The following is a 22,037-nucleotide window of genomic DNA, read 5'->3' on the forward strand; positions in this document are numbered from 1 at the left end:
TACCGGATCCGGATGATCCGGAATTTATAATAATCCTCATTTTGCCCAATGCCTGCAGGGAATTTCACGCGTTTTGCGGTCAGCGTTGCTCTGTCTTCGGGACTACAGCGGGCTTACCGCTCTTACGCGGCACTATCACGGCAAAGTTGTAAACGTGATCCTTATTGATCACCACCTGCGGCGTGTCCTTCCCGTCAATCCTGTAGGACGGCACGTAGGCGTACATGCCGGCCGTCATGTGCTTTTGCAGGCCTATCACAAAGTCATGCTGCAGTCTGACTTCATCCTCAATGTTATCTGCTTCGTCCACAAAGAGCGGCCCGAAATGACTGTCTGTGTAACCGAGAAATGCCATCCAGGCGTCTTTCTTACCGTCACCGCCCAATGCATCGGGCACGATGCCTGACTGAAAGAGCCAAGTTTCGTCAAAAGACGGCGTATATGAGGGGTACGGCACCCACTCCACGCGGCACACGTCCTCGCGCTCCGTTGCGTCCGTCACCTTCGGACAGCCTAAAGCCTCATTTTCCAGGGGTTGCCAGATATAGTTCCAGTCAAGGCCCCAGTTGGACTCCCGGAAGAAATTCACCCAAATCGGGCCGACACGGGTAAAACCGAAATCCACGGCGGTTTTGGCTGCCACCTCGACAAATGTCTTCGCAGCAAAGAGGCGTGCGTGCTGAGCATCCTCACCGGGGTACTCCGGCTTATAGCCTTCAACACGCACCTTCTTGACTTTGGAAAACACGTACCCAAACTTAAAGTTTTCCGTGGACGGACTGGTGTTGACGCGTTCGACATACTCGGTGCTGCCGCTCCCGGAGGACAGAATGCCGAGCAGAAGGCCTACGCCGAGGCCGGCACCGATTGACGGACTGTTGTTCCAGACGCCGTCCAGGGAATCGGCCACCATAAAGCCCGAGGCGATGGAAACGCGCCCTTCACCTGAACGTTTCTCTTCTGCCGGCTTAACAGCGGCCTCTTCCCGCGCCCTCCTGATTAGCGATTAGGAAGTATTTTGACAGAGAGGGGCGCAACTCCTCAAACAGCTTGCTTGCCTCTTTAAAAAGAACGCTGTAGCCTCCCAAGGCGATGGCCCGTTTTCCCAAAGCAACGGACAGGTGTGTCTTTCCTAAACCGGAGGGACCATAAAACAAAATATTCTCTCCGCGCGCAATCCAATGGCAGTTAGACAGCTCGGTCAAAACTTTCTTCTGCCTGGTTTGTACTCGTGAGAAATTGAAGTTTTCCCAGGTCATTGCGGGGCAAAGCCGGGCCATCTTCATCAGCATCTCGATTTTCTGAGAGTCGCGGCATTTAGCAATGACAGCAAAGATCCGTTCGACGGCTTGCCTCGGCGAAACATTGTTCTGCTCGCACTGCAGCAAAGCCGCATCAATGGCGTCCTTATAGCCGTTGAGTCCGAGGCGCTCCAGATAAATATTGATTGCGGGTTGCGTGTAGTCAGCCGTGCATAACGGCGTAATTTTTCGTTTCATAGTTACTCCTGATAAAGAACATCCAGATCCGCCATGGCACTGCTCATGTGCCGTGCACGGGGTTGCGCTTGCTGTGTCTGAGCTACCGGGTTAGGGCCTTGATCCCTGGTGCAGTTCTGCAGGTTTCCAACGGGCACGGAGTCCTGCACAAGAACTCTTCCGTCTCCGGACGTGACAATGAATTCACCGTTAAGCCGCATCGCTACGCAGACACGGGTATTTGCCTGTTGCCTGCCAAGTTGGACTTTCGTACCGTAAACGTGAATGACCGAGCTCGAGGACACTTCAGTTGTCCAGGTCGTTACGTCGAAATTCACCCCGAGATCACTGGCAAATGTCAGGTGCTCCCGCTCCTGTGCATACAGCTCTTCAACGGTGCAGAGATTGCCGTCCACCTGATAGCAACGCTTATCGGCGACGTTCTTGATCCAGCGATCCAATACAGCCTGCAGCTCAGAGGCATTACGGATATTGCTTCCTACGGATACGTCAATCAGACCGTTTTCCTGCAGATAGCGGCCGAAGCGCTCAATTCTTCCCTTGGTCTGTGGCCGGGACGGCCGTGCAGCCTTTGGGCGAATGCCCAAAGGCCTGCAGAGCCAGTCAAAGGCGGGGTTGTACTGAATGCGCTTGTGCTGCCAGTCATTCCTGATGACAAGACCTTTATCGTTATCGCAGAGAATCGTCCTGGGAATACCCAAAACAGCCAGACACTTAGCTATGCCCAGCAGCCACGATGCCTGCGTCATGTCGGGGCACACCCATACAAACGATTTACGTGACCAGGCGTAGCAAGCCTCAAAGATGTAGACCGTGGAAGGTGCATCGGTACTGCCGCTGCCGCCGTAGCGGAATTTGGCCTGCACAAAGTCGATTTGCAGCTGCTCGCCTTTCTCGCAATGAAAGGGTTGCACCGGCAACATGGCAGACTTGGCAAAAAGTCCCGGAAACCTGGCTTTTCCATAGCGCTCTACGGATCGCCGGGATACTGTCGTATCAGCCGGCAAGCCATAGCCGACAGGATCCGCATTGATGCGCTGTGTTACCACCGCGCAGTTAGACGGACTGGCTTTGAACAACGCCTCAATCTTGGCCTGATTGCCGGCATCAAGCTTGAATGGTTTGGGCCTCTGCAGCATCTCAGGCCGCAGACCACGCAGTGGGTCTTTTAAATAGGCATAGACCGTTTGACGGGAACAACCGACGAGGCCGGCTATTTCGGCCTTGGGCAGTCCCTCTTTGTGGAGGCGCTTTATTTTGCACGCCATTGCATCATTAATCATTGATTTAACATGAAAAGTAAAGTTAATGCACATCGGAAGTAATGTGCATTTGACCGCGCCTTTGATTACTGCGCGCGATCGGCTTGACAGGCTAAGTTAAATCAATCTTTATTTTGTAATAGATGCAGGCTAAAAATTTTGAGGAGGAATAAAGAGAAGAGAGCTTTATGAGGTTACAGAGGGATAGCTATGCGCCAAAATCGTGTGCATTTGATGCCGCCAATGTCCAATTTTTACGCGCGCATTTGTGTAAAAGCCACCCCGTCCTCCAACACCATACGCCCGCGCCCCCGACAGTGAAGTTTGAAAACTGCCTGCAGTGCCACGGCGGCGTTGATAAGCTCATCTCCCGCAAGCCCGTGCATGCCGTTTTGAAGAACGGTAAGCCCAACTGCGGTATGTGCCACAAGGGCCACAAGGAATAATTTTTTCCGACTGCTGCCCACACAAAAATTCCCCTTTCCGAAACCGGTCAGGGGAATTTTTTTGACTTCAGAAATCCCGGGAAACCCCGGTCAGACAATTAGTACTGATCGAAGTAGTCCTGAAGCTTCTTGTAGTCGTGGGTCTTCGTAAGGCCCAGCTGCAGCAGGATGCGGGCCTTCTGAGGATTGAGCGTGCCGGAAGACACAAAGCCGTACTTGTTGTCGTCGACTTCCGCGTCCTTGGTGGTGGCGCCCGTGGGAACGCGCGAGCTTCTCACAACGGCGATACCGTTCTTGGCGGCCTTTTCAAGCACCGGGAAGATGGACTTATGGATGTTGCCGTTACCGACACCGGCGTTCACGATGCCTTCGTAGCCGGCGTTCACAAGCGCCTTCACCTGCACGTCTTCCACGCCGCCGTGGTTATAGACGATACCGACCTTCGGGAGCTTCGTGAGGTTATCGACCTTAAAGGGCGTCTGGTAGGTGTGCTTGCGCAGGGGCTTACTTTCGTAGGTGACCTTGTTGTTGAAGATCGTGCCGACCTTGCCGAAGTTGCCGGCGATGAAGGTATCGGGCTGCACGGTGTTGGACTTCAAAACGTCACGGGCACCGACAACGATGTTGTTCATCGCAACGACAACACCCTGTTCGGCCGTCGCCTTCGTGGAAGCCACGAGCACGGCGTTATAGAGGTTACGCGGACCGTCCGCACCGAGACCGGTCGAAGGAAGCATTGCGCCCACGAGCACCACGGGCTTCTTGCAGCGCAGCGTGAGGTTGAGGAAATACCCCGTTTCTTCCATCGTGTCCGTGCCGTGCGTGATCACAAAGCCGTCATACTTGCTACAGTCGGCGTTGATGGTCTTATTGAGTTTGAGCCAGACGTCATCGGTCATGTCCTGAGAACCGATCTGCACGACCTGCTTGGGAACGATGTTGGCGATTTCGGCAAGCTGCGGAACAGCAGCCACCAGGTGGTTCACCGAGACCTTGCCCGCGGTGTACGAGGACCCCGTTGCGGAATTGCCGGCGCCGGCAATCGTGCCGCCCGTGGCGAGCACGGCAATGTTGGGCAGGCCGGCAGCCGAAACGGACACGCAGGCAGCGGCAGCGGCGGCTGCCATCATGGTCTTAACTAACTTCATCTTCTCACTTCTCCGATGTAGGCATCCTTTGTGAGCGGACGCCTTCGTGGTGTTTTCCGCCGGACAAAAGGGAAGGTTCCGGCAGAGCTTGAGCGCCCGGCGGCTGGCCTCATCTGAGACCCCCGGCGGGGGAAATGACGGGGGGCCCATTAAGACTTATCCGCAAAGCGTTGTGTCGACGCAAAAATCTACGCCGTTTACCTTAGCAACAATACGATAAAGCGCGGCGCACCGCAAAGAAAAATTCGATTTTTTTCGGATTCTTCTAAACAGCCCGCGCTTGAAAGCGCGGGGTTTCCTGACACGGTGCAGGCTTTCCCGTAACAGCCAATGTTTTTGAGGCCTTGTCTGCCCGGGTGTCCCCTGCACCACAGGAACATTTAAAACGCAACCGCTCTACGGGTACGGGCTTCATCAGCTCGATCCGTCGGTTCCGGCGAAGGACTGCTTCGTCTTGCCGATTCGCTGGTTTGTACTGCACTATCGATCCGGCGTTCCCTGAGACTTGTTTGAGCCTCGCAAGCGCTGATTGCTCAGCCTTCAGATCGTAGCTGTCAGTGGCGGGATCCGCAAAATACAGGTTCATGGCGGCCGCGACATCGCGGTCCATGTACCAGTCCGTGTCTCCCAACTGATGACTTCTCTCCCAAAGAGCCTTCTTACGGTACGTTCCCGTTTCGGGATCGTGCTGACTCGGGCGCAGTTTCCGGAGACTGACTTTCACCACACAACAGCCGGCGCTTTCAGCCTTACTTGTCATCCGGGTTATCAATCCTGCAATACCGCTTTTGCCCAAACTCTTGCCGTATCCGGCTCTCTGAAATGCTTTGTATGAGTTCTTCTCCACAATGACGGTGCCGGCCCGGCCGAACACCTGGTTAATCACTTCGCCGTGCAGGCAACGGCGGGTTTGCGCCTGGCGGCGGTACAGATCCGCAAGTTTTGCCTTTGTTGCCTTATAGGTCTTGGATTCCTTCCAGACAATCTTTTTTCCGGCGGCTTTAACGGTGCCGTCCGCGTTGTAGCACTCCCGATTCGTGTCTCTGCGGGAGCGGTCCATGGCACGTAAAAGACGCGCAATCTCCTTTTCCTGAGAGACAGTACCCGCGCTCACCAAAATCTTTTGCTGCCACTCGGGGCTGTAAAACGTCATGGTCCTCGGGCCCGGGTCAACAGCCACCTTGAGATCCTTGGGAGCATAAACGTGCTTGACGGGCGGTACGCCTTCGACAATGAGCTGAACAAAGTAGCGCATACGGCCGCGGATCATCCGCCGGACAAGACGGCAGTATTTGACACGCTTAAAGCCGGACGGATCTGTTGCTGAAAGAAGAGCTTCTTTCTGCCAGGCATCCGGCGCTTCAGCCTTTATCACCAGATCCAGAACCTCCAGCGTCCACGTCTTGGCCTTCCAACGCAAACCTGTTTTGTTTGATTTTCCCTCAACGCTGTGCAAGCCCCGTTTTGCACTCTTAAACCGCGGCTGACCTCCCTGATGAAGCAGCCAGCGCTCAATGCCCTGCCAGACACGTGTGGCAATTTTCTGCGCTTCGTTGATGCCGATGCGCTTTGTAAAGCCGCCCTTGGCACGGTGCTCTTTCACGACATCATGCAGGGCATACTCGGAAAGGAGGGCGGACNCGCACTTTCCTGATCCTCTCCGGTTTTCAGGTCCAGCTCGATGACAAAGGACGGGGTGCGCGATTTCATAGCGGCTGAATATGCCTTAAGCGAAAACTATGTGCATGGTTTGGCTGCGTTTGCGCCAAGATTAAAAAAATTTCGAAAGCCCGCATTCCTGCCGGGGCTCAAGCCCCGGGCTTTCTGCGGGAAATTCTGTGAATAACAGGTGCGGGCCGTAACAAACCTTTAAGAATCGGCCCTGAAAGGGCCCCCGCCCACGTAAAATGGCGGGTCAACGCGATTTTTCAGTTCCGGCCACTCCCATGCAGTTTTCCTTGTTTTCCTCGGTCTGTGAGGCCGGGCGGCGTCGTTTAGCCCTGTGGCTTGCCGCCGGCACCTCCAAAGCCGCCGCCTGTGTGAATCTCTTTTTTCTCGCCGCGGCCTGGCTGATTCTTCCCTTGGAAAAAGATCCTTGGAAGGGCATTCTCGTGCGCTTTTCCCGCGTGCTCCCCGATCCCGCTAAGGGGGCGCTTCTTCCCCTGGACGCCCTGCGTATCGTCATTGAGTTTGTGTGGCTTACCCTTTTCCGGCAGCCCGCGGAAGGAACGACCCGGTTTGTTGCCTGGGTGAAGGCCGCCCTGCAGGGGGTTTGGGCGAAACTTGCGCTCGCAGGCGACATCTTTGCCGAAAAAGGCCGTCAGTTCATTAACCGCAGTGACGCCGAGATGGACTCGGTGGAAGCGCGCGGCGCCCATTTGTCGCCTGCGGTGCGTAAAGTCCTTCTCTGGACCGTGGGGCTTGTGTCTTTCGGGCTTGCGCTTTTAACGATCACGCAACCCTTTGACCTTGAGGGACAGGTGCTCTTCCTTTCGGCGATGCTCGTTCTGGCGGTTCTCATCGTACAGATTCAGGCGCGCCTGCCCCTGATGCTTCTTTTCGTGATTTCGATTGTGGTCTCCGGGCGCTACCTCTGGTGGCGCTGCACGACAACCATCAGTCCGGACTCCTGGATCGAAATTGTGCTCGGGCTGATTCTGCTTGCCGCGGAAATCTACGCCTTCCTCGTGATGGTGCTCGGGTACTTCCAGGTCTGTTGGGTTTTGGACAGAAAACCGGCGCCCCTGCCTGCGGACCGCAGCACCTGGCCGCACGTTGACATCTTTATTCCGACCTATAACGAGTCCTTAGACGTCATTAAGCCCACCGTTTTTGCTGCGCTTAACCTCGACTGGCCCAAGGAAAAACTCCACGTTTATCTGCTGGACGACGGCTCGCGCCCGGCGTTTGCCGACTTCATGCGCGAAGTGGGCGCGGGCTACATCAAACGCAAAGAACACAACCACGCCAAGGCCGGCAACATCAATCACGCGATGACCGTGACAAACGGCGAATTCATCACGATTTTTGACTGTGACCATGTGCCCTCCTGCGACTTTCTCTTAAAGACGATGGGGTGGCTTGTTGCCAACCCCAAAATTGCGCTCGTTCAGACGCCGCATCACTTCTATTCGCCCGATCCCTTTGAAAAGAACATGCATCTTGAACGCGCAATGCCCATTGAAAACGCGCTCTTTCACGACTTTATTCAAAAGGGGAACGACACCTGGAACGCCACGATGTTCTGCGGGTCCAGTGCCGTGATGCGCCGCAAGGCGCTCGAAGAAGTCGGAGGCATTGCCGTTGAGACCGTGACGGAAGATGCACACACGTCTTTGAAACTCAACCGCCGCGGGTGGTCCTCTGCCTTTATTGATACGCCGGTTGCCTCGGGGCTTTCCACCGACAACCTCGCTGCGCACATCGGACAGCGCATCCGCTGGGCGCGCGGCATGATTCAGATTTTCAGGCTGGACAATCCCCTGTTGGGCCGGGGCCTTACGCTGCCGCAGCGGCTCTGCTTTTTTAACGCCATGCTGCACTTTTTCCACGGTCTGCCGCGCATCATCTTTCTGGTGGCGCCCCTGCCCTACATGTTTTTCGGCACCTACGTGATCTACGCGACGGCAGCGTCCATCTTTGCCTACGTGCTACCGCACATGATTCACTCGGCCTTAACCAACCAGCGCCTGCAGCGCGGCCACCGCTATCCTTTCTTAAGCGGCGTCTACGAGACGATTCTCTCCTGGTACATCCTGCTGCCCACAACCGTTGCGGTGATCTTTCCGCACAAGGGAAAATTTAACGTAACCGCCAAAGGCGGCACCATCGGCCAAAAGTATCTTGACTGGCATATTTCGGTTCCCTACCTCATTTTGCTCGGGTTAAATGCCGCGGGGCTTGTGGTGGGTTTTTTCAAGGCCTTTATGAGCCCCGATCCCGAATATCTGACGCTTGCGATCAATATCGGGTGGATCGCGTACAACCTCATGATTTTGGGCGCCACGATGGCCGTTGCCGTGGAAGACGTGCAGCCCTATAAGTTCCCGCGCATTGCGCTCAGAATCCCCGCGCCCGTGACGCTCCCTGACGGCCGCATCATCAACGCGCAGATGACCGAGTACTCGCAGGATACGGTCTGCATTGCGCTTGAAAATCCGGCCGAAGCTGAAAGTCTTTCGGCCGCCAAATCTGCTTTCGTGACGCTTTCAACCGACGGGCAGGACTACCGCTTTGCGGTGACGCCGTCGCTATTTAAAGCGGGCGGCCGGGCCGAACTCACATTAAACCTCACGACACTGCGCGAAGAAATTGAATTTAACCGCTGCACCTTTGCGCGCCGCGGTATGTGGGCAATTGCTCCCGAAGGGCACGTTGACGACCGGTTCCTCACGGGGTTCGTGCGGCTTGGGAAACTTGCCCTTTACGGCTTTGCCTCCATGATCGAATTTCTGCCGGGACGCTTAGGCGTCATCCGCACCGCCTGCCGGTGGCTTGCGAGCTTTGCGCCGCGAAGCCTCAAAGCGGGCAGCAACACAACCCTTAATCCGTGACCTCGTATGCGAACAAAGAAAATGCAACTGATCCGCAAACTTGCCGTTGCCGCACTTCTGCAAACAGCGCTCGCGGCCGGCGCCGCCGACGTTCTTCCAGCCGCCGCCCCCGCCGTGCCCGCTGCCGCCGACGCCGCGGCCGTCATGTCCGCCTCCTACCCCCTTCTGGACCTTGTGCCCGGGGGCGCAGTGCAGACCGTGCGCCTTACAGGCACCAACGGCACGCAGTTCTTTGACTTCGGCGTTCGTAACGATGAGTCGGTGACGTCCGCCAAGCTCAAACTCGTCTTTACCGCTTCCCCGTCGCTTTTGGCGGAAACCTCGCAGTTAAACGTCTACTTAAACGGGCAGCTGCAGGATACGGTGACGCTGAAAAAAGACCTCACCGGCAAAAGCGTGCAAAGCGAAGTAATGCTTAATCCCAATTCGATCCGCGAGCACAACCAAATCTCGGTGCAGTTTATCGGGCACTATCAGCCCGTGTGCGAAAACCCCACGAACGAAGCGCTGTGGCTTACGTTGGATCCGGCTTCAAAACTCACGGTTGAAACGGAACGCCTGAGGCTTTCCAACGACCTCGCCCGGTGGCCCGCGCCCTTTATTCAGGCTTCAGGCACCAAGCCCACGGTGCTCCCCATTGTCTTTGCGGGTGATCCCGACAACGAAGAAAAGACCGCGGCCGCGGTGTTTGCCTCGGCTGCCGGGAAAATCGCGGGCTGGCGTGGCATTGACTTTCCTGTCTACTACAACACCGTCCCCCCGGAAGGGCACTTCATTGTGTTTGCCGCGGACAACAAACGCCCGGCCTTCTTAAAGGACATGGCCCCGGCTTCGGGTCCTGAAATCCGGATTGCGGACGCGCCGGCAAGCCGCTACGCCAAGATGCTCGTTGTGTCCGGCAAAACCACCAAGGACGTGGTGACGGCAGCAAAAAGTTTTGCCACAAGCGAACACGTTCTGATCGGCGAGCGCCTCCGAATCAAGGACTACAAGGAACCCGCGGTGCGCGACGCTTACGATGTGCCGCGCTGGATCAAAACGGACTCCACGGTCGCGTTTTCGGACCTGATGGAATACCCGGGACAGTTAACGGCCAAGGGACAGACGGCTCCCGCGGTGCATCTGCCCTTAAGGCTCCCGCCCGACCTCTACCTCACGGGCGGCAACGATCTGACGCTTAACCTCCGGTACCGCTACACTAAGCCCAGTGTCGGCGACACCGCGCAGCTTCGCGTGCTCATCAACAATTTCCTTGTGGATTCCGTCAACTTGAGCGACAAGGACAGCCGCGGGGAAAAGACGGTGCACCTCCCCTCCTTTGAAGGCGCCTTAAAGCCGCGCGCGGAAAAAGCGCTTGCTTTGGGGGCAGTGAACGACCTCCGGTTTGAACTCAATTACTCGCAGTCTTTTTCGGAAGGCACTCTGCAGAACTGCCGTTCGGTGACCTTCCTGCCGCACCAGCTTGAGATTGAACCGGGGTCCGTTGTAAAACTCGCCGGGCCCTACCACTGGACTGAGCTGCCGAACCTCTCGCTTTTCACGCAGACGGGGTTCCCCTTCTCCAAGTACGCCGATCTCTCGCAGACCGCGCTTGTGACGCCCAAAAATGCAACGCCCGCCGAAGTGACCTCCATGCTTAACGCCGTGGGGCGCATTGCGGCGGTCACGGGCCTTGCCGCCGTGCACATGACGGTTTCCGACAACCTCAAAGACCCGGCGGTGCGTGACAAAGACATTCTCTACACGGGAAAACTCCCCGACGGGGAACTTGCGGACTTTAACGAGCAAAGCGCCCGGGCGCTTACCTCGCACCTCGCCGACACGTTCAGTAAGGGTGAAGTCACAGAAGGCGCTGCCGCGAAAGAAAAAACCGACGATGCGGGCGCAGGCGTCATCGTCAGTTTTGAGTCGCCCTTTACTCAGGGCCGCACGGTCGTTGCACTTTTAAATGAAGGCGAACGCGGGGGCTACGAACTCAACACGCGCCTGGCTGACCCCACGGCGCTTACGCAGGCCGCCGGAAGCGTCTCCGTTGTCACCGAAGGCAAGACCCTTTCCTTTGACACGGGCTCACACTTTATGAGCGGCAACCTCCCCTGGTACTGGCGCGTCTGGGTGGCGGTGAGCGACCATCCCTTCATCCTCATTATCTGTGCCGTTTTGTGCGCCCTCATCGTGGGAACCGGCATTTTCCGCTTTATGCGCCGTCAGATTAAGGAGCGTGCCTGATGCGACTCACACCGTTTGTTACCGCGGCAGCGGCCGCCCTGATGTTTTCCGCCTCGGCTCACGCCTCCTGGGATCTCTGGGACAAAATGAAGGCCGTCGGGATGGAAGACGCCCGTGTCGTTGACTACAGCGACTCTCGTTCGATCACCACGAGCGAAGGGCAGTCTTATGCGCTCTTTTTTGCGCTCGTTGCCGGTGACCGCGACACCTTTGAAAAAATGGTGAAGTGGACGCAGGACAATCTCGCGGGCGGCAGGCTTGATAAAACCCTGCCCGCTTGGCTCTGGGGCGCAACGGGGGGCGACGGTGCCGCCCGGCGCTGGGGCATCATCGACACCAATAATGCCGTTGACAGCGACATGTGGATTGCGTACTGCTTACTGGAAGCCGGACGCCTCTGGAACCGGCCCGACTACACGGATAAGGGTAAGCAGATGATGGCACTGATTGCCAAAGAGATCCGTGACGTTAAAAACGTCGGCAAAGTCCTTCTGCCCGGGCGCATGGGTTTTGAAACGAAGGACACGGTGAAACTTAACCCCAGCTACTACCCCTTGTTTATCCTGAGGCGCTTTGCCGAAATCGACCCCATGTGGAACGCCGTTTTTGACGGTTCTCTCAGAGTGCTGCTGCGCTCAGCCCCCAAGGGCTTTGCTCCGGACTGGGTGCGGTTTGACAAAGAAGGGCGCATCGTTGAAATGCAGGACCCGGACAACGCGATCGGCAGCTATAACGCCATCCGCACCTATCTTTGGGCCGGCATGATGAGTCCGAAAGACCCGGCCTACGCGGTTTTAAAGCGTCAGTTTCAGCCGATGGTGGAAGCGGCGGTGACGCTCGGAGCACCCCCGGAGAAAGTCAACCTCAATACGCTCGCGATGAACAAGGCCGGCAATCCCGGGTTTGCCGCCTGTATTCTGGAACTTGCCGAGCGCACACCCTCCGCACAGAAAACGGCTGCGAGGATCCGCACGATGCTTACCGCCATGCCCGTTCAAAAGGACAACTACTACACCAACATGCTCGTTCTTTTCGGTCTCGGGTTTGACTACCGGCTCTTTGCCTTTGATGAAAACGGGCGCGTGTGGTTTCCGCGCGCGGCAAAGTAAGGAGGCGCGATGACAGAGAAAGTAACGACGGTTTCCTCCCTCTTTGAGAGCCCCTTTTTACGGGGCCTTGGGTGGTGGAACGTCTTTTTTGCCTGCGAGTTTGCGCTTGCGGCCTGCGACTACTTAAGCCTCAGTGTTCTTTATAACGCGCTGCTCTTTTTCGTGCTGCTTCTGCCGGTTGCAAACCGAAAGATTTCGATTGCCCGGCATGTTCTCGCGGCCGCGGGCGCCGCGGTGCTCGTTTATTCCGAAAGCTGGCTCCCCGGTTTAGACAGCATCACAAGTAACGCCGCCAACATCGCCGGGTTTTCCGCGAGTTACATCAAAGAACTGCTCTGGGACTTTGTGAACTTTGAGATGGTCGGCTGGGGCATCGTGATTGCGCTTGCCTACCTCGTGCTCAGAAACTGGATCCGGCTTTCCGTTGTCACCGTCCTCTATTTTGTCGGCTTTGTACTGACGCCCTATCTCTGGAACGCCGTTAATCCCCCGGAAACGGAAACGCCGGAATTGGCTGCCGCCGACACAACAGCAGCGGAAAGCAAAAAAACGGCTGCGGGCGCAGCTGACTCCGCGACCATCACGAAGTGGCTCGCGGCCTTTCATGAGTATGAAAAGGACCGTAAGGCGCAGCTCCCTGAGGGGCTTTCCGCCAAAGACACGCCCTTTGACATTGTGATCATGAACATCTGTTCGCTCTCCAACGACGATCTCGCGGTGAGCGACCTCACCAACCACAGTGTCTTTTCGCGCTTTAACCTCATTTTCGACCGGTTTAATTCGGCAACGTCTTATTCGGGCCCGGCAACGCTGAGGCTTCTAAACATGGCTTGCGGTCAGCCCTCGCACGACGATCTTTACGTCTCGCGCCCCGAATGCCAGATCATGAACCGGCTCGACAAACTCGGCTTTAAGCAGCATCTCTATCTCGACCACAGCGGCGACTACGACGACTACCTCGAGACGTTGAGAAACAAGGCCGGACTCACCGCGCCCCTGGAAAGCGACAAGCGCTATCCGATCCGCTACATGGGCTTTGACGATGAGCCTTTGGCCGATGACCTTGCCGTGTTAAGAGACTGGAACCGCCGCACGGCGCGTGAAAAGGGAAGAAGCGTCACGCTCATGAACTTCATGGCGCTTCATGACGGCAACCGCCTGCCGCGCCACGCCCACTGGGAAAACTTTAAGCCCCGCGCAAAGATTTTCCTTGATCAGCTGCAGGCCTTTATGCGCGATATTGAGCGAAGCGGCCGCAAGGTGATGCTGATCGTCGTGCCCGAGCACGGTGCTGCCGTAAGAGGCGACCGCGTGCAGACCGCGCGTCTGCGTGACATTCCGAGCATGCGCATCACGCAGGTGCCGACGATGGTGAAGTTTTTCGGTCTTAAGGAACTTAACAGCAAGACCGTGCATGTCACCGGGGACACGAGTTACCTCGCTTTGGGCGCACTGATCGGCAAAGTCCTTGAGACGAACTTCTACTCTTCCCCCAAGGGCACGGTGGACCTTACGGAACTGGCTGCAGAACTGCCGCAGACCAATCCCGTCTCGGAAAACGCCCAATCGGTTGTTCTTACCTATAAGGGCCGCGACTACTTAAAGCGCGGTGATAACTGGGTTGTCTATCCCAAGTAAAAAGCGCGGGGCCGGATTCTACGGCCCCCTGCTTTCGGTCCCCGCCCGCGCCGGACTCACGGTCCTGACGGCTGCGCTCGTCCTTTGCGCGCCGGTGTCCGCGGGCGCTGCGGACACAAAACCCGATGCGGCCCAACTCATTGACCGCGTCATCAACGCGCACCGCGCAGGGCACTTTCAGCAAGCCTCTGATGCTGTCGATGCGCTCATTGCCTTACGGCCCGCGCGCGCGGACTACCGGCTTGAAAAGCTGCGTTTGACAGCACTTACCCCGGGCGAGAACAAGCCGGGGTTAAGCCCTCAGCTTGAAATTCTCTGCAGCAGCAATGACGGCCGCGTCTGTGAGCAGGCCCGCTTTGTCGCGCAGTTAACCCAACCCCGTTATGCCGAGAGGCTCAGGCGCATTTTTGCGCTCGAAAAAGACGGGAAGTACGCCGAAGCTTTGGCTGGTTACGACGCACTTTTCGGGGGCGCACCGGGCGAAAACGGCCTGATGGTGCGTTACTGGCGCAATATGCTGCATACGCCCCGCGTGAAGGACGCGGAAGCCGCGCTTGCGCTCTTGGCAGGCACGGCGCCCACCGATCCCTTAATCGGCCGCCGGGCCGCCTTTGAACTCAAAACCTTCCGGCTTAACCGCCTCTCGGTAAACGGTCTGCGTGACATCGTGAACCCCAAAAAACGCCAGAGAGCCGCGGAAGACTTAAGCCTCGCGCTTTTAACGGCGCCCGAGGACAGCCGCGCCAAAACCTGGCGTAAGGCGCTCGATGAAGGCATTTTCCGGATTGCGGTTGAAAAGGCGAGGGACGCCGTGAAAGCCCGGGAACTCGCGCAGGCTGAAAGCTGGTACTTACGGGCGCTCCCCGCGGCGCCCGCCGCCCGCAAGACCGGCGTGATGCTTGATCTTGCCGACATCGCGCGGCAAAAGGGGGAGTACGGCAAAGCCGGAAAACTCGTTGAGAGGGCGCTCTCCGGAAAGAACTCAAGCGCAGAACTCAGGCGCGAAAAACTCGACGCGATCTACGCTGAAGAGTTGGCGTCACTTGCGAACATCTACGAAAAAAACGGCAACCGCCCGCTTCTGATTTACGTTTTGCGTAAGCAGATCAATCTGGTGGGCGAAACGCCCGTTTTGGTGCGGCGCCTTGCGCAGGCCTATCTCGCCGAAGGCGACAAAACCCGCGCCCTTGCGCTTTTTGAGTCCGGAGACAAAAAGCGCCTTGCGTCCGCCGCCTGGGCCTACGCCTATGCGGTGACGCTTTACGGCGCGGAAAAACCCGATGACGCGATTGATGTTCTCACGAAGGCCGAAGGTAAGCGCCCCGAGCACCTCGCGTTTTTAGAGCGCCTCATCACCGAGCGCACCATCCGCACCGCCAAAGCCCGCGCCAACCGCGGTGAATGGCAGCAGGCCTTAAAGGAACTCAATACCCTCACGACGGCAACGCCTGACATCACAAGCCTCAGGGCGGACTGGGCAAGCCGCACGCCGGATAAAGAAGAGGCCTTGAGGCAGTACCGGCGCCTTTTTGACGAACCGCAGTTTACGGTGGAAGCGCACCTTTCGGCCGCAGCGATTGCGCTTGAGCTGGGGCGCGCCGATGATGCCGCAGGCCTTTTGGACACCATGACTTCGGACCCCCGCAACCGCATGACGATTGCGCAGGTCAGGAAAGCCGTGGCAACCTACGGCAAACTCGGCCGCACGGCCAAGGTGCGAGACCTCTACAAAACCTACTCGCAGAACATCCCCGCGGCCGTTAACCGCGACTACGCGCTCTTTAACCGCGACAAGGCCGCCTGGCTTCAGGAAAGAGGCGACACCGAAGGGGCACTCACCGCCTACCGGCAGGCCTTCGTAAACGCCGGCCTTACCGCAGCCTACCCGGCCGACGACCGCGACTTTACGCGCGCGATGTTGTCGCCTGATACCGAAGACGACTGGATGCGATCGGCCTTAAGGCTTCACTCCTCGCTTCTTTACCAAAACGACAATGTGATCGTCACGACGGGCTACCGCAAGGTCCACGATGAAGGCACCCCGGGGTATTCGGACACGCGCGCCGATATCGGCATGGTGCAGATGATGATGCCCGCCAAGGGCGGCACGCTCACAATCCGCAGCGACACGGTACGCTACGACATGGGGGAGCTTGTTCCCGGCGAATGGGAGTCGATGACGGGAACCTGCTTTTCCGGGGGCTGCAATCCCGCGGGCGGCAAGACCCGCGCCACCGGAAGCCTTATTGCCGCGGCGTGGGACAACGGCGTCTGGGCCTTTGATATCGGCACCACCCCGATCGGTTTCCACTACACCGACATCACAGGCGCCCTTTCCTACAGCTTTAACTGGGGAGGCACGAGTCTTACGGCAGAGGCCTACCGGCGCGCCAAAGACGCGTCGCTTTTAGCCTACGGCGGGCAGCGTGACCCCGCAACCGGCAAATGGTGGGGCGGCGTACGCCGTACGGGCGTGTCGCTTTCGGCTTCGCGCGATGACGGTACCGGAATCGGCCTCTGGGGCAAGATTTCCGCCGAAACCATCCGCGGACGAAACGTCGCCGACAACACCAGCTGGCAGGCAATGGGCACGGCCTACACGCGCCTTATCAGCAAACCCAACCATGAGTTCACACCGTCCTTTTTTGTGATGCTCTGGGGTTTTGACAAGGATTTAAGCGGCTATACGTTCGGCCAGGGCGGCTACTATTCACCCCAGCGCTATGTGGGTTTCAACATTTCCTTAAACGATACGGGCCGCACGGAAAACTGGACCTGGCGAGTGACCGCCACCGCTGGGCGCTCTTACGCCAAAACCGAAGGCATTGCCCGCTATCCGCTCCCCGGAAGTATTCCGGCCTGGCAAAAACCCAATATGTCGGATTTGACAAGCGTAAGTTCCACTTCCGCGGACTGGAGTAACAGCTGGTCGGTGCAGGCCAACCTTGAGCGCCGCCTCGGCAGCCACGTCTCGGTGGGAGCCGCCGCCGGCATTTCGCGCGCCCCCGACTACAACTACCGCTGGGGGCTTGTGTATCTTCGCTGGTACATGCGAAGCTGGGAAGGAAACCTTCCGATGCCAGTACCCCTTTTGGTCCCCTACTCCGAGCGATAAAAAAAGCGCCCTTAACTCGGGCGCTTCAGGATCTTACTGGTCCACAAGCCTGCCGTGCTTTTCGTAGTGCGTCACGCGCACGGGGCGGTTGGCGTCATCGACAAACACGACTTTGGGCTTAAAGCTCTGCGCCTCTTCGGGCGTTACCTGCGCGTAAGCCATGATGATCACCTTGTCGCCGGTGCTCACGCACCGCGCCGCAGCGCCGTTTAGGCAAATGACGCCGCTTCCGGCCTCTCCGGCAATCACGTAGGTCTCAAGCCGCTCACCGTTATCGACGTCGGCAATCTGCACCTTTTCGTATTCGAGGATGCCCGCGGCGTCCATCAACGTCCGGTCAATCGTAACGGAGCCCACGTAATTAAGTTCAGCCTGCGTCACACGGGCCCGGTGGATTTTGCCCTTGAGCATTTCGATGAGCATTTGTCTTTTCGTCCTTTGCGGGCTTATCCCGCGTACACGAAGTTATCGATGAGGCGCGTCTTCCCGATATAAACGGCCATCGCAAAAAGCGTTCCGGGCCGTACGGTCGTCACCGGTTCAATCGTTGCGGCGTCCACCGCTTCAACGTAGTCGATTTTTGCCAGAGGCTCGTCTTCAATCACCGCCTTCATCGCACGGATAATCGTGGCAACATCGGTTTCACCGGCTTTGCAAAGGGCTTCGCCCTTAGCCACCGCCCGGCTTAAAACGAGCGCCGCTTCTTTTTCCTTATCCGACAAATACGTGTTGCGGGAAGATTTCGCAAGGCCCGAAGCCTCACGCACGATGGGGCAGCGCACGATCTCAACGTCAAAATTAAGGTCCCGGACCATGCGCTCGACAATCGCCGCCTGCTGCGCGTCCTTTTGACCGAAGAAGGCCTTATCGGGCTGCACGATGTTAAAGAGCTTCCCGACAACCGTGCACACGCCCTTAAAGTGAATGGGGCGCGTTTTGCCGCACAGGCCCTCGTTTAAGTGCTCGGGCACAATCCACGTGCTGAAATCCGGCGCGTACATCACTTCGGGCGTCGGGTGAAACACCATGGCGCAACCGTTTTTTTCCAGCAACTCACAGTCGTGCTTAAAGTCCCGGGGGTAGCTTGCGAGATCTTCGTTCGGCGAAAACTGCACGGGGTTCACAAAGACCGAGGCAACCACACGGTCACAAAGCGAAACGGCCTTTGTGATGAGGCTTGCGTGCCCTTCGTGCAGATACCCCATCGTGGGCACAAGCCCCACCGTGAGTCCCTCTTTTTTCCAAGCGCGCACCTGTGCGCGCACTTCTTCAACTGTCTGAGCAATGATCATTTGCACTGTCCGTTAATTGGTCTTCGGACCGTCTTCAGGTCCGTAAAGTGTCTTCATTGTTTTTTGAGCCGCACCAAACGTGTGTTCGGGGCCCGGAAACGTGTTTGCCTTCACTTCGCTCACGTAACCGTTAAAAGCGTCTTTTAAAACCGTTGCGGTATCGGCCCAGCGCTTCACAAATTTGGGCGCAAAGTCCGTAAAAAGCCCCGCCATGTCCTGCCACACAAGAATCTGACCGTCACAGGCCGCACCCGCGCCGATTCCGATCGTGGGAACCCTCAGCGCCTCAGTGACGACACGGGCGGCAGAAGCGGGCGTACATTCAATGACCACGGCAAAAACGCCCGCTTCTTCAAGGGCGAGCGCGTCATCGACAAGGCGCTTGACGGCCTCTTCGGTTTTGGCCTGCACGCGGTAGCCTCCGAGGGCGTTCACCGACTGCGGCGTGAGCCCCAGGTGCCCCATCACCGGGATCCCGGCCCTCACGATCGCCGCGATTTCTTCAGCGTAGTCGCTGCCCCCTTCAAGCTTTACGGCCTGGGCGTGCCCGTCTTTCACGAGGCGTCCAGCGTTAATGACCGCATCGCGCACCCCGGTCTGATAACTCATAAAGGGCATGTCAGCCACGACGAATTTGTCCGGCGCCCCGCGCACCACCGCCTGCGTGTGCCGGATCATGTCTTCCATTGTGACGCTTAAGGTGTCGGGGTAGCCGAGCATCACGGTGCCCAAGGAGTCCCCCACCAAAAGGCTGTCAACGGCCGTGGTGTTCATGAGCTTTGCGGTTGAATAGTCGTAGCAGGTGAGCATGGCGATGGGTTCCCCCGCCGCCTTCATCCGCGCAAAGTCCGTTACTTTAAATCCTGCCATTTGTCACCCTACCTTGCTGCCGGAGCGATCGCTCTCAGGTACGCCAGAAGCAGCGCTTCAAGAATGAGTTTGGGCGAAAGGGGATGGTCGCTCACGCGGCAGACGTCTCTCACGGAATTAATCCACATAAAGAGTTTTGCGGCATCCATCCCCTGAGCGATCTCACGGAGCACCTGTCCTTCTTCCGTAAAGTACCGCGGTGCGGCGCCGTTAAAGGCAGCCGCAAGATCCCACGCCCAGCGCGAAAGAAAGACGGAAACCGCCTGAAGCGTCATGTCGCGCGTGACGGCGTTAAGGGCCGCGTCCGCCCCCGCGCGGCGTCCCGCACGCAAAAACGCCAGAAGCTTTTCACGCTGCTCATCGGTGACGATGCGCTTTACATCCTTTTCAAAGACCGCGAGAGGCATGCCGCCCGCAAGCGCGAGCGACTTTTCCGGGTGATCGACGTGCTCATGTTCCAGCCAGGCAAGCGCCTCGGCGTGCGTGGGCATATCAGCCCTTAAAAGCCGGCAGCGCGAGCGGATGGTCGGCAGCACAAAGTCGATGCCGTCGGCTACCAGCAAAAACACCGTGTTTTCCGGGGGCTCCTCGAGGTTTTTAAGTAAGGCTGCCGCTGCTTCGGCTCTCAGCTGATCCGCGGGGTACACAAGCACCACGCGCAGGCCCCCTTCGTTTGTTTTGAGGCTGAAGATTTCCGCAAGCCGCCGCGTCTGGTGAATGAGAATTTCGCGGTACTGGGTTTTGCGGTCGCTTGCGGCGTTATCCGGTTCCTCAAAAGGAATGTCGCGCGGCAGCGCCTCGGCTTCGCTTACCACGTAGACCAAGTCCGGATGGGCGTAAGACGCGGTCAGGCGGCAGCCCTTACAGTGTCCGCAGGGCGTGCCGTCCGCGGCGGGCGACGTGCACATAAGGCTTTTTGCAAACGCATGCACCAGTTCAAACGTTCCGATCCCGCGCGGCCCGTAAATCAAAAGGCCGTTGGGAAGCTTTCCGCGCATCCCGTTTAAGGTGTCCGCGAGGTGCTTTTGCCACGGAAAAACCGCTAAAGCCATGCCTCCGCCTCCTTTAAAACCGCAGCCGTCACCTCAGTCTGAGGGCGCGCTGCGTCCACCACACAAAAGCGTTCGGGGCTTGCCTCGGCACGCGCAAGATACGCCTGCCGCACGCCCGAGAAAAAGCCGGTGCTCAATTTTTCAAAACGGTCGGCTTCGCGCGCGCCCTTAAGGCGCTCGGCGGCCTTCACAGGATCAATGTCAAAAAGCACCGTCACATCCGGCTGCAATGTCCCCTGCACGAGTTTTTCAAGGGTCTCGACAACAGCGGGATCGATGCCCTTACCTCCCACCTGATAGGCGTAGGTCGCATCCGTAAAACGGTCGGAGAGTACCCAGTCGCCCCGGGCAAGAGCCGGTTCAATGACTTGGGCGATATGTTCGGCGCGCGACGCGAAAAAAAGCAGGGTTTCGGTTAAGGGCACCATGTCATCCGCAAGCAGCATCGCCCGGATTTTTTCTCCGAGAACGGTACCCCCGGGCTCACGCGTGCGCACCACGCGGATTCCCTTTTCACGCAAAAACGCCTCACAGGCGTCGATCTGGGAGGTTTTTCCCGCGCCGTCAATGCCTTCAAACGTAATAAAACGGCCGCGGCCGTTTGTGTCCGCACTGATCTTTGTCATAACCCGAATCTCCGGCGTCCCGACCAACGCTCAGCGCCGGTTGCGCTGATACTTGTTGACCGCCTGGTTGTGATGCTCCAGAAAACGCGAAAACTGTGTGGTCCCGTCGCCGCGCGCCACAAAGTACAGAAACTTCGATTTGGCCGGATTTAACGCCGCGTCAATCGAGGCGTAGCCCGGCATGGCAATGGGCGTGGGCGGCAGGCCGTAGTTGCGGTAGGTATTGTAAGGGCCGGGACGCTGCAGATCTTTTTTACGGAGGTTGCCGGCAAAGTTTTCCCCGAGCGAATAGATAATCGTGGGATCGGTCTGCAGGGGCATTCGCACCCGCAGCCGGTTATGAAAGACGGAACTCACAAGATACCGGTCCTCGGGGTGCGCCGTTTCCTTTTCGATGATGGAAGCCAGAATGAGGGCCTCATAGGGCGTTTTGAGTTTAAGTCCCTCGGCACGCTTGTTCCAAAGCGTCTGGAGAACTCCCTTTTGCCGCTGGTAGGCCATGCGGTAGACGGCAATGTCGGTTGTCCCGGAATTAAATTTGTAGGTTTCCGGCGCGAAAAGGCCTTCGGCGGAACCTTCGGAGGCCCCGATGGCGGTGAGTAATTCGCCCTCTGTCATCTCCGCGGTCGTCACCGTAATGTCGGGATTACTTTCCACGGCCTTTCTGAGTTGCCAGATCGTCATCCCGTCGGCGATACGGATGCTTCCGGCTTCCACCGCGCCGGTGGCGAGCTTATCGATCACGGCCTTCATCGTCATGCCGTCGGTGAAGCGGTAGCGTCCCGCGTGAATGCTTAACGCCCCGTGAATGCGCATGGCGGCCACAATCTGATCAGCAGACGTCTTAAGTCCGGCTTCCACCAACTGCGCGGCCGCAACGCGCGCCGAAGTCCCCGGCACAATCCGCACTTCCAGTGTGCGGGAGGCCGTATCCACCGGAATCGGCCGCTCGGCGTACCAGTAAACGACGCCGCGCCAGGCACAGGCCGCAAGAATGAGCGAAATCACAAGGGCCGCCGCGGCTCCCGTAAGCATCGGGCGCGCCGAAGCCCACGCCCAAAGCGCCCTGGCTTTGGTGCGTGCCGCTTCTGCGTAAAGTTTTAACTGTTGCTGATCCAAGACCGCGCCCGCTGCTTAAAAATCCGCACGAAAAAATGTGCCTGCGCATTGTAGCGGGCGCGCAGGACGCCTCTGCGCC

17 protein-coding genes are annotated in these 22,037 nt (G+C 57.8%); 6 read left to right on the forward strand and 11 right to left on the reverse strand.

Features of this window, described 5'->3' with window-relative positions; genetic code table 11:
- Positions 1 to 79: 79 nt before the first annotated feature.
- The 3 genes from BQ7486_RS03520 to BQ7486_RS03530 are packed head-to-tail and all read right to left on the reverse strand — an operon-like array spanning position 80 to position 2,782.
- Positions 80 to 913, reverse strand: coding sequence for a hypothetical protein (locus BQ7486_RS03520; RefSeq protein ID WP_074008994.1), 834 nt, complete (start codon positions 911 to 913; stop codon positions 80 to 82).
- A 55-nt stretch (positions 914 to 968) separates the two neighbouring features.
- On the reverse strand, positions 969 to 1,499 hold the full coding sequence (locus tag BQ7486_RS03525; protein WP_074008995.1) for an ATP-binding protein: 531 nt from the start codon (positions 1,497 to 1,499) through the stop codon (positions 969 to 971).
- 2 nt (positions 1,500 to 1,501) lie between these two features.
- On the reverse strand, positions 1,502 to 2,782 hold the full coding sequence (locus tag BQ7486_RS03530) for a helix-turn-helix domain-containing protein (protein WP_074008996.1): 1,281 nt from the start codon (positions 2,780 to 2,782) through the stop codon (positions 1,502 to 1,504).
- 296 nt (positions 2,783 to 3,078) lie between these two features.
- Between BQ7486_RS03530 and BQ7486_RS12360 the strand changes: the two genes are divergently transcribed.
- The gene (locus BQ7486_RS12360; RefSeq protein WP_268874073.1) at positions 3,079 to 3,207 is read left to right on the forward strand and encodes a cytochrome c3 family protein; all 129 of its coding nucleotides are present in this window, start codon (positions 3,079 to 3,081) and stop codon (positions 3,205 to 3,207) included.
- Between the two features lie 98 nt (positions 3,208 to 3,305).
- Here the strand turns inward: BQ7486_RS12360 and ansB are convergent, their stop codons facing one another.
- Together ansB and BQ7486_RS03545 are read right to left on the reverse strand one after the other, a co-directional pair.
- On the reverse strand, positions 3,306 to 4,355 hold the full coding sequence (gene ansB, locus BQ7486_RS03540; RefSeq protein ID WP_074009230.1) for an L-asparaginase 2: 1,050 nt from the start codon (positions 4,353 to 4,355) through the stop codon (positions 3,306 to 3,308).
- A 265-nt stretch (positions 4,356 to 4,620) separates the two neighbouring features.
- The gene (locus tag BQ7486_RS03545) at positions 4,621 to 5,958 is read right to left on the reverse strand and encodes a hypothetical protein (protein ID WP_074008998.1); all 1,338 of its coding nucleotides are present in this window, start codon (positions 5,956 to 5,958) and stop codon (positions 4,621 to 4,623) included.
- 343 nt (positions 5,959 to 6,301) lie between these two features.
- Here BQ7486_RS03545 and bcsA point away from each other — a divergent pair, with 343 nt between their 5' ends.
- Genes bcsA through BQ7486_RS03570 form a run of 5 tightly spaced genes read left to right on the forward strand, consistent with a single transcriptional unit; the run spans position 6,302 to position 16,999 of the window.
- A complete protein-coding gene (gene bcsA, locus BQ7486_RS03550) occupies positions 6,302 to 8,908 on the forward strand; it encodes a UDP-forming cellulose synthase catalytic subunit (RefSeq protein ID WP_074008999.1) in 2,607 nt (868 codons plus the stop codon).
- Between the two features lie 21 nt (positions 8,909 to 8,929).
- Positions 8,930 to 11,137 (forward strand): cellulose biosynthesis cyclic di-GMP-binding regulatory protein BcsB, encoded by a 2,208-nt coding sequence (locus tag BQ7486_RS03555; RefSeq protein ID WP_143183031.1) that lies wholly within the window; start codon positions 8,930 to 8,932, stop codon positions 11,135 to 11,137.
- Positions 11,137 to 12,246: a cellulose synthase complex periplasmic endoglucanase BcsZ gene (bcsZ, locus tag BQ7486_RS03560; protein ID WP_074009001.1), complete on the forward strand. Its 1,110-nt coding sequence runs from the start codon at positions 11,137 to 11,139 to the stop codon at positions 12,244 to 12,246. Before BQ7486_RS03555 ends, bcsZ begins: the two co-directional genes overlap by 1 nt.
- Before the next feature lie 9 nt (positions 12,247 to 12,255).
- Entirely contained in the window at positions 12,256 to 13,884 is a 1,629-nt protein-coding gene (gene bcsG, locus BQ7486_RS03565; RefSeq protein ID WP_074009002.1) for a cellulose biosynthesis protein BcsG, read from the forward strand.
- Positions 13,868 to 16,999 carry a cellulose synthase subunit BcsC-related outer membrane protein gene (locus BQ7486_RS03570; RefSeq protein ID WP_074009003.1) on the forward strand — a complete coding sequence of 1,044 codons (3,132 nt, stop codon included), beginning with the start codon at positions 13,868 to 13,870 and terminating at the stop codon, positions 16,997 to 16,999. The genes bcsG and BQ7486_RS03570 overlap by 17 nt, the downstream gene beginning before the upstream one ends.
- A gap of 33 nt (positions 17,000 to 17,032) precedes the next feature.
- Here BQ7486_RS03570 and panD read toward each other — a convergent pair whose 3' ends face one another.
- Genes panD through mltG form a run of 6 tightly spaced genes read right to left on the reverse strand, consistent with a single transcriptional unit; the run spans position 17,033 to position 21,958 of the window.
- On the reverse strand, positions 17,033 to 17,422 hold the full coding sequence (gene panD / locus BQ7486_RS03575) for an aspartate 1-decarboxylase (protein WP_022373079.1): 390 nt from the start codon (positions 17,420 to 17,422) through the stop codon (positions 17,033 to 17,035).
- 23 nt (positions 17,423 to 17,445) lie between these two features.
- Positions 17,446 to 18,291 carry a pantoate--beta-alanine ligase gene (panC, locus tag BQ7486_RS03580; RefSeq protein ID WP_074009004.1) on the reverse strand — a complete coding sequence of 282 codons (846 nt, stop codon included), beginning with the start codon at positions 18,289 to 18,291 and terminating at the stop codon, positions 17,446 to 17,448.
- A 12-nt stretch (positions 18,292 to 18,303) separates the two neighbouring features.
- On the reverse strand, positions 18,304 to 19,161 hold the full coding sequence (panB, locus tag BQ7486_RS03585; protein ID WP_074009005.1) for a 3-methyl-2-oxobutanoate hydroxymethyltransferase: 858 nt from the start codon (positions 19,159 to 19,161) through the stop codon (positions 18,304 to 18,306).
- 8 nt (positions 19,162 to 19,169) lie between these two features.
- A complete protein-coding gene (locus BQ7486_RS03590) occupies positions 19,170 to 20,213 on the reverse strand; it encodes a hypothetical protein (protein ID WP_074009006.1) in 1,044 nt (347 codons plus the stop codon).
- Positions 20,204 to 20,839 (reverse strand): dTMP kinase, encoded by a 636-nt coding sequence (gene tmk, locus BQ7486_RS03595; RefSeq protein ID WP_074009007.1) that lies wholly within the window; start codon positions 20,837 to 20,839, stop codon positions 20,204 to 20,206. The genes BQ7486_RS03590 and tmk overlap by 10 nt, the downstream gene beginning before the upstream one ends.
- Before the next feature lie 30 nt (positions 20,840 to 20,869).
- A complete protein-coding gene (mltG, locus tag BQ7486_RS03600) occupies positions 20,870 to 21,958 on the reverse strand; it encodes an endolytic transglycosylase MltG (RefSeq protein ID WP_084765646.1) in 1,089 nt (362 codons plus the stop codon).
- Positions 21,959 to 22,037 lie beyond the last annotated feature (79 nt).

Source organism: Duodenibacillus massiliensis (genome assembly GCF_900128485.1).
Taxonomy (GTDB): domain Bacteria; phylum Pseudomonadota; class Gammaproteobacteria; order Burkholderiales; family Burkholderiaceae_F; genus Duodenibacillus; species Duodenibacillus massiliensis.

Excerpts from the sequence above, each read along its gene's own strand:
- BQ7486_RS03520 (WP_074008994.1), bottom strand. The coding sequence starts at position 913 with ATGGTGGCCGATTCCCTGGACGGCGTCTGGAACAACAGTCCGTCAATC.
- BQ7486_RS03525 (WP_074008995.1), bottom strand. The coding sequence starts at position 1,499 with ATGAAACGAAAAATTACGCCGTTATGCACGGCTGACTACACGCAACCC.
- BQ7486_RS03530 (WP_074008996.1), bottom strand. The coding sequence starts at position 2,782 with ATGATTAATGATGCAATGGCGTGCAAAATAAAGCGCCTCCACAAAGAG.
- ansB (WP_074009230.1), bottom strand. The coding sequence starts at position 4,355 with ATGAAGTTAGTTAAGACCATGATGGCAGCCGCCGCTGCCGCTGCCTGC.
- bcsA (WP_074008999.1), top strand. The coding sequence starts at position 6,302 with ATGCAGTTTTCCTTGTTTTCCTCGGTCTGTGAGGCCGGGCGGCGTCGT.
- BQ7486_RS03555 (WP_143183031.1), top strand. The coding sequence starts at position 8,930 with ATGCAACTGATCCGCAAACTTGCCGTTGCCGCACTTCTGCAAACAGCG.
- bcsZ (WP_074009001.1), top strand. The coding sequence starts at position 11,137 with ATGCGACTCACACCGTTTGTTACCGCGGCAGCGGCCGCCCTGATGTTT.
- bcsG (WP_074009002.1), top strand. The coding sequence starts at position 12,256 with ATGACAGAGAAAGTAACGACGGTTTCCTCCCTCTTTGAGAGCCCCTTT.
- panD (WP_022373079.1), bottom strand. The coding sequence starts at position 17,422 with ATGCTCATCGAAATGCTCAAGGGCAAAATCCACCGGGCCCGTGTGACG.
- panC (WP_074009004.1), bottom strand. The coding sequence starts at position 18,291 with ATGATCATTGCTCAGACAGTTGAAGAAGTGCGCGCACAGGTGCGCGCT.
- panB (WP_074009005.1), bottom strand. The coding sequence starts at position 19,161 with ATGGCAGGATTTAAAGTAACGGACTTTGCGCGGATGAAGGCGGCGGGG.
- BQ7486_RS03590 (WP_074009006.1), bottom strand. The coding sequence starts at position 20,213 with ATGGCTTTAGCGGTTTTTCCGTGGCAAAAGCACCTCGCGGACACCTTA.
- tmk (WP_074009007.1), bottom strand. The coding sequence starts at position 20,839 with ATGACAAAGATCAGTGCGGACACAAACGGCCGCGGCCGTTTTATTACG.